At 74.8% G+C, this 6,371-nt stretch carries 5 protein-coding genes, 2 tRNA genes and 1 pseudogene; 3 read left to right on the top strand and 5 right to left on the bottom strand.

Features of this window, described 5'->3' with window-relative positions:
- Together EBN88_RS14125 and EBN88_RS14120 are read right to left on the bottom strand one after the other, a co-directional pair.
- On the bottom strand, positions 1-1,797 hold a 1,797-nt coding region (locus EBN88_RS14125), incomplete at its 3' end, for a PAS domain-containing protein (RefSeq protein WP_233580659.1).
- Positions 1,798-1,912: 115 nt separating this feature from the next.
- The gene (locus EBN88_RS14120) at positions 1,913-2,371 is read right to left on the bottom strand and encodes an SSI family serine proteinase inhibitor (protein ID WP_122184218.1); all 459 of its coding nucleotides are present in this window, start codon (positions 2,369-2,371) and stop codon (positions 1,913-1,915) included.
- 204 nt (positions 2,372-2,575) lie between these two features.
- On the opposite strand from EBN88_RS14120, the gene EBN88_RS14115 reads away from it, so the two are divergent.
- The 3 genes and pseudogenes from EBN88_RS14115 to EBN88_RS32715 all read left to right on the top strand — a co-directional run.
- Positions 2,576-2,665, top strand: a tRNA-Ser gene (locus tag EBN88_RS14115).
- A 176-nt stretch (positions 2,666-2,841) separates the two neighbouring features.
- Positions 2,842-2,914: transfer RNA gene (locus EBN88_RS14110), tRNA-Arg, on the top strand.
- Between the two features lie 217 nt (positions 2,915-3,131).
- A pseudogene (locus EBN88_RS32715) lies at positions 3,132-4,010 on the top strand (bacteriocin fulvocin C-related protein); the annotation flags it as partial.
- Positions 4,011-4,376: 366 nt separating this feature from the next.
- Here EBN88_RS32715 and EBN88_RS14105 read toward each other — a convergent pair.
- From EBN88_RS14105 to EBN88_RS14095, 3 genes are all read right to left on the bottom strand, one after another.
- Positions 4,377-4,637, bottom strand: a complete 261-nt coding sequence (locus EBN88_RS14105; RefSeq protein WP_233580658.1) for a hypothetical protein — start codon at positions 4,635-4,637, stop codon at positions 4,377-4,379.
- Between the two features lie 173 nt (positions 4,638-4,810).
- Positions 4,811-5,608: a phosphotransferase gene (locus EBN88_RS14100; RefSeq protein WP_122184217.1), complete on the bottom strand. Its 798-nt coding sequence runs from the start codon at positions 5,606-5,608 to the stop codon at positions 4,811-4,813.
- Positions 5,609-5,644: 36 nt separating this feature from the next.
- Positions 5,645-6,256 (bottom strand): HhH-GPD-type base excision DNA repair protein, encoded by a 612-nt coding sequence (locus tag EBN88_RS14095; protein WP_122184216.1) that lies wholly within the window; start codon positions 6,254-6,256, stop codon positions 5,645-5,647.
- Positions 6,257-6,371: the final 115 nt, after the last annotated feature.

Below are 6,371 nucleotides of genomic sequence, written 5' to 3'. Positions count from 1 at the left end.
CCGCCGACCGTTGCCGGTGCCGCCGGCGGGCGTCGACTGGTCGGCGGCCGGTGCCACCGCCGTGCCGGGGGGCGTGGGCTGCTCCGGCGCGCGCCGCCGGCGGCGGCCCGTCGGGGTGTGCGGAACGGGCTCGACGGCCGCGACCCGCGCCCGTTCCCCGACCGGTCCTCGTTCGGCGGCCTGGCCCTGGCCGTTGGTCCCGTTGTTTCCGTTGGCCTCGTCGGTCGAGGGGCCGGTGCCGCGCGCGGGCTCCGCCGGCACCGGCATCACCGTGGTGTCCCCGCTGGCGTCCCTGGCCCCGCCCGGCGCGAGCACGGGGGCCGTGCCGCCGCCGGCGGCCAGCGGAACCTCCAACACATAGGCGGACGCCCCGCCCTGCCCCGGCACCTCGTGGGTCTGGAGGACCCCACCGTGCTGCCGGACGATGCCGCGCACGATCGGCTCGTGCACCGGGTTCCCGCCGGGGTAGGGGCCACGGACCTCGATCCGCACCACCTCGCCCCGCTGTGCCGCCGCGACCACGATGGTCGAGTCCCCGACCGTCGCCGTCGGAGCCTGACCGGTCGCGTCCACTCCGGCCACATCCGCGATCAGATGGGCCAGGGCCTGCGCCATCCGTTCCGGGTCCACCTCGGCCTCGATCGGGGGAGCGTGCACCGCGAACTGCGCGCGCCCCGGTCCGATCAGCTCCGTCGCGCCCTCGACCCCGGCGGCCACCACCGTGTCCAGCGAGACCCGCTTGAGCGCCAGCTTCTCCCGGCCCTCGTCCAGCCGTTGGTACGCCAGCACGTTGTCCACCAGCGTGGTCATCCGGGCGTAGCCGGCGGCCAGATGGTGCAGCACCTGGTTGGCCTCCGGCCACAGCTGGCCCGCCGGGTCGGCGGCCAGGGCGGAAAGCTCCCCGCGCAGCTGGTCGAGCGGGCCGCGCAGCCCGTCGCGGAGCACCGACAGCAGCTGGGTGTGGCGGGCGGCCAGCGAGTCGTAGGGGCGGCGGTCGAGGAACGTCAGCACGGCGCCGACCAGTTGGTCGCCGTCGCGCACCGGCGCCGTCGTCATGTTCACCGGGACCGGGCGGCCGTCGCTGGTCCACAGCACCTGGCCGCGCACCCGGTGCTTACGACCGGAGATCAGGGTGTCGTGGAGCGGCGTCTCCTCGAAGGTCAACGGCGTGCCGTCCGCCCGCGAGTGGTGCGCCAACGGGTGCAGCAACTGCCCGCCCAACTGACTCGCCCGGTGGCCCAGGATCTGCGCGGCGGCCGGGTTGACCAGCACGATCCGTCCGGCGGTGTCCACGCCCACCACGCCCTCGGAGGCGGCGCGCAGGATCATCTCGGTCTGTCGTTGCTGCCTGACCAGCTCGGCCTCGGTGTCGAGGGTGCCGGTGAGATCGCGTACCACCAGTACCAACAGCTCCTCGCCCGCGTGGTCGTCGGCGAACGCGGCCTCGATGGCCGAAGCGTACGGAGTGCGCTCGGAGTTGAGGCCGGCGCTCGTCACCTCGACCTGCAACTCGGTGCCGTCGGTGCGCCGCGCCACCATCCGGGTGGGCTTCGTCCTGACGCTCGGGTCCTCCTCCGGGCGGCGCATGGAGCCCGGGATTCTGCGTGGGTCGAAGTCGGGCACGATGTCCAGGAGCCCACGCCCGACGAGCGGAGCGCCCGGAACCTCAAGGGTCTCGATCGCGATGGCGTTCGCGTTGACGACGGTGCCGTTGCCGTTCACCAGCAACAGCGCGTCAGGCAGCGCGTCGAGTATGGCGGCGAGGCGAGCAGCGCCCCTCGCTGGCCTGCTGCTCACGACGTCGGTTCCTCCCTTGACCCACGTTTTCCGAGTGCACGTGTCCCGTGCGTGTCGATAGGGGGAGTCTACGGCCCGCCGCGAGCCGCGCGGAGGGGCCGGGGAGAGTCACCCCTCAGGCGGCCCCCGACCCGCCGTTCGACCCGACGCTCGGCAACACCGGGACCAGCCGGTCCCACCTGCTGATCTCGCAGCCGTTGTCCCGGTTGAACTCCGCGTCCACCCGCTCGCCTTGCCACTGGCCGGTGACGCGGGCGGTGGCGGGTCCGCCGTAGAGGAAGGTGCACACGGTGCCCTCCGCGACGGAGGCGAACGGGGCGTCCAACTCGCCCAGCCTGGCGCAGGCTTCGGCGGCCTCGGGGTGGGTGCCGCCGGCGGGGGCGCACGTGAGTTCAAAGGTGCCGTCGGCCTCGCCGGCGCCCGAGACGGTGATCAGCAGGCGGTCGGCCCCGACGGGGGCCCAGGGCGACCCGCCCGAGCGGGCGGCCGCGGGGCCGGCCGTCGCGACGGCGGCGGCGGAGGCGGCGACCAGGGCGGTGGCCAGGGCGAGAGGGGCGAGGGACCTGCGCGACATGGGAACGCTCCTGAGACATCGAGTGCGGTGTGGGCATCCATGGGGCACCGGGCAAGGCGTGCTCCGCACTGCTAACGCTCCCGGGCGCCGCACGTTGCGCAACTCGACGCGGGCGATCGGCCCCCGTAAGGTGGCGACCGATTGGCTGCGGCCGTTCGGGCTGTGGCATCATTTCCTCGCACCCGGCTCTCGGCCGTGGTGCCAGGAGGCTTCGCCTAGTCTGGTCTATGGCGCCGCACTGCTAATGCGGTTTGGGGTAACCCCCCATCCCGGGTTCAAATCCCGGAGCCTCCGCCGCAACGTCTCCCACCAGCCCCGGTCCCCGACCGGGGCTGGTGTCGTTCCGGGCCCGTTCGGCTGTTTCCGCAGGTCAGAGGCCATCCCCCGCGCTCCCCCAGGAACGATTTCGCCCCGAGGCCGCCGATCCTGTAACGTATCCCTCGCCGGAACGGGCTCCCAGAGCCCGCCGAGCGCTCGTAGCTTAACGGATAGAGCATCTGACTACGGATCAGAAGGTTGCAGGTTCGAATCCTGCCGAGCGCGCAGCTCAGAGCCCCCGTCGGGTCACCGACGGGGGCTTTTGCGTTGGCTGCGACTTCGTCGACCGCGCCGGGAGGGCGTGGCCCGGCGGGAGAGGTGAGTTCGGGGCGCGCAGGTGTTCGGGCACGCCCCGGCGTGACTCCGCGCGCTCTGGCGGGGGCGTCGAGATCGACCGAGGATGGGCAGGTCAGCGGGGGAAGGTAACGGAGGGTGAACGGTCATGTCGGTCGGGCCGGATCGGTGGGTGTTGGCCTTCGACGGCTCTCGCGCCCCCTGTGAGGGGGGCGCGTTCGCGGTCGCCGAGGCGGGTGAGGGGCGCGTCGAGGTGCTGCCCCTCGCGCATCCCGACGTGATTGGTTGGCGGGCGCTGACCCCGCGGGGCAGGGCGCGGGTTCGGGCGGCGCCGAGGCTCTTCGCGGTGGACGGGACCGGGGAGGGGGCGGTCAGGGCTTGGGCCGGCCCGGCGATGGCCGCGCGGCTCGGGCGGCGGCTGGGGCCCCGGCGCACCGTGCGGGTGTTGCGCGCCCTCGGCCGCCTGCGGAGGGAGGCGGGAGGACGCCCCGATCCGATCGAGCCCGGCGGAGGGGAACGCGGCCTGAGCCGGGCCGGGTTGCTGCGGCTGGCCGGGGGCCTCGTGGCGGCCGCCGGGATGGTGTTCGCCGGGCGGGCACCGGCGTTCGCGGAGCGCTCCCGCGCGGCGGCCCGCGCCTGGGTCGAGGAACGAGGCGCCGCCGCCCCCACGCGGTTCGCGGAGATCATTCGCTACCCGACGGCCTATCGGCACGCGCTCTACGGGGAGTTGTCCGCCGAGCTGAAGTCCCGCTTCTGGCGGGACCACCTCCAGGACTTCCGGCAGAACAGGCCCGCGCTCTCCGCCGAACAGGCGCGGGTCCATCAGCGGGTGCTGCTGCTCGTCTCCGAGCCGGCGCACTTCGAGGCGGGGCGGCAGCCGCTGGAGCGGGCGCGCGCGGTGCGGGCGGAGGCGATCGCGGCCTTCGGCCCGGCCGAGGCGCGGGAGTTGATGGGCGGCCTGGGCCCCTCGCTGCCGGGCGCCGTGCCGGTGGCCAGGAGGGCGGCGGCCCGGCCCGTCTGCGCGAGCGCCGACGGAAGCGGCGGAGGCGAGGGAGGGGACGGAGGCGAGGCCGGCGGAGGGAGCGGCGCGGGCTGCCGACGCTCCCACGGGGCCTCGGGCGGCGCGGTCGAGGACGGCTGTGCGGACCTGGGGTTCTCCGCGCGCGAGGGGCCCGGTCCTGCGGTTTCCGCGCGGCGGTCGGGTGGTCCTCCGCCCGGCGGGCCGGCGCCTGCGCGGCGTGGCCCGGCGCCTGCGCGGCGGGACCTGGCGGCTCGGCGACGGCGGTGGAGCGGCGGCCGGAGGGCGAAGGCGCGGCGGGGCGACGGGGCGGTGCGGAACGGGGCGAGCGACGGGAGAACGGACGGGCGGCGGGGGCCCGTTGACGGGTGGGGGTCAGCGGTTGCCGCGCACGGCGCGGCGGTTGGCCTCGGCGACGCGGGCGCGCAGCGACTCGCTGGCGCTGATGGGGCGCAGGTCCTCGGCGCTCGCGGTCCACTCGCGGCCGCCGCCCGGGGGCCGCAGATAGACGCGGCCGGAGAGGTGGGCCATGACCCGGCCGACCTGGTCGCTGGTGACGTCGCGGGCCATCGAGCCGATCTCCAGGCCGAGCGACGTGGGCCTTCGACGGTCGGGACTGTGGGGGTTGCTGCTCATGGCCGGGCTCCGGACGCGTGGACGGAATGCCGCCTGATGTCGGCTTGGTCACCTCCTACCATGCCCGAGTCCTCCCCGAGCAAAAGGGTCGGGCCCGGTCTCAGAGCAAAAATTGAGGTTCCTGGCGCCCCCCTGCGCGCCCTCGCGCCGGTCGGTGCCGACCGCACCACCCTTCACGGTGACCGCTGTTCCCTCGCGCGTTCGGGGCGGCACGCGGCGTGCTCCGCGACGAGTTCCAGGGCGAGGTCGAGGGCGCGCTTCTCCGCCGGGGAGAGGGTCGGGTTGGCGCGGCGGAAGTCTCCCGCCCAGGCCAACTCCTGCTCGCTGAACGGCGGTTGGTCCGGCGCGTCGGCCGGCCGGGCCAGCCCGTCCAGCAGGGCGGCCAGCACGGCCCGCGCCAGCGGGATCGGTCCCACCGCCACCTCCGCCAGGATCACCGCCGAGACCGCGCGGTCCCGCCCGGGCGGATGGCCCTCGCGGGCGTTGGACCAGTCGATGACCACGGGGCCGCGCGCCGTGCTGATCACGTTCTCCGGGTGCAGGTCGAGATGGACCAGGCGCCCCGGGAGGGCATGGAGGCGGTCCAGGAGGTGGGCGAGGACGGCGCCGCCCCGTTCGGGAGAGGTCGTGCCGCCCAACAGCGCCTCGGCGAGGGTGGGTCCGTGCAGCCGCTCCATCACCAGGTCGCCTGGGCCGAGCCGTGGTCGACCCGCCGAGTCGAGCCGGGCCCCGCCGTGTCCGGTCCCGCCGGGCTCGGCCCGGGGGTGGACGCGGGGCACGGGATAGCCGAGCGTGCCGAGCCGGAGCAGCAGCGACTCCTCGGCCGTCGCGCTCTGCCCGTCCCGGTAACGGCGCAGTACCCGGTCGCCGGGCAGCGCGTACACGTCGGCCGTGCGGCCCGAGGCCAGGGGCGGGCCCGGCGGCGCGTCGCCGGGGGGCTCAAGGGCGGGCGTTCCGCTCTGCTGTTCCATGCCCGCCAACGATAAGTCCGGCCGGTGGCCCGGCCGTTATGCGCCGGTCCTGCCCGCCGCGCCGGTGGCTGCGGACTCCTTGGCGGCCTTCTTGGCCTGCTGCTTGAACTCCCTGACCCTGGCCAGGGACTCGGGCCCGGTGATGTCGGCGACGGAGCGGTAGGAGCCCTCCTCGCCATAGGGACCGGCGGCCTCGCGCCAGCCCTGGGGGGTCACGCCGAACTGCTTGCCCAGGAGTGCGAGAAAGATCTGTGCCTTCTGCTTACCGAACCCGGGCAGGGCGTGCAGCCTCCGGAACAGTTCGGCGCCGGTGCCGACATCGCGCCAGAGCGCCTCGGCGTCGCCGTCGTGCTGCGCCACCAGGTAGCGACACAGCTCCTGCACGCGCTTGGCCATCGCGGCGGGATAGCGGTGCACGGCGGGCTTGGTGGAGAGCAGGGCCGCGAACTCCTCCGGGTCCATGGCCGCGATCCTCCGGGCGTCGAGGTCGTCCTCGCCCAGCCGGTTCGCGATGGTGTAGGGGCCGGTGAACGCCCATTCCATGGGCACCTGTTGGTCCAACAACATCCCCACCAGGGCGGCGAGCGGGCTTCGGCCGAGCAGGGCGTCCGCCTCGGGGCGCTGGGCGAGACGCACATCAACGGTCATATCGCCCATCATGGCGCACCGGGTCCCGTGGGGGCGGGCAACGATCACCGCGCGCCCGCGCCGGGCGCCCGAAGGCCCCATGGTCCGGCGGTTCGTTTCCGCGTACCGTGAGGGA

It is taken from the genome of Streptomyces triticirhizae (assembly GCF_003696235.1).
In the GTDB taxonomy this organism is placed as follows: Bacteria; Actinomycetota; Actinomycetes; order Streptomycetales; family Streptomycetaceae; genus Streptomyces; species Streptomyces triticirhizae.
This window is presented reverse-complemented; position numbering and strand designations above follow the sequence as displayed.

Excerpts from the sequence above, each read along its gene's own strand:
- EBN88_RS14095 (WP_122184216.1), bottom strand. The coding sequence starts at position 6,256 with ATGACCGTTGATGTGCGTCTCGCCCAGCGCCCCGAGGCGGACGCCCTG.
- EBN88_RS14105 (WP_233580658.1), bottom strand. The coding sequence starts at position 4,637 with ATGAGCAGCAACCCCCACAGTCCCGACCGTCGAAGGCCCACGTCGCTC.
- EBN88_RS14120 (WP_122184218.1), bottom strand. The coding sequence starts at position 2,371 with ATGTCGCGCAGGTCCCTCGCCCCTCTCGCCCTGGCCACCGCCCTGGTC.
- EBN88_RS14100 (WP_122184217.1), bottom strand. The coding sequence starts at position 5,608 with ATGGAACAGCAGAGCGGAACGCCCGCCCTTGAGCCCCCCGGCGACGCG.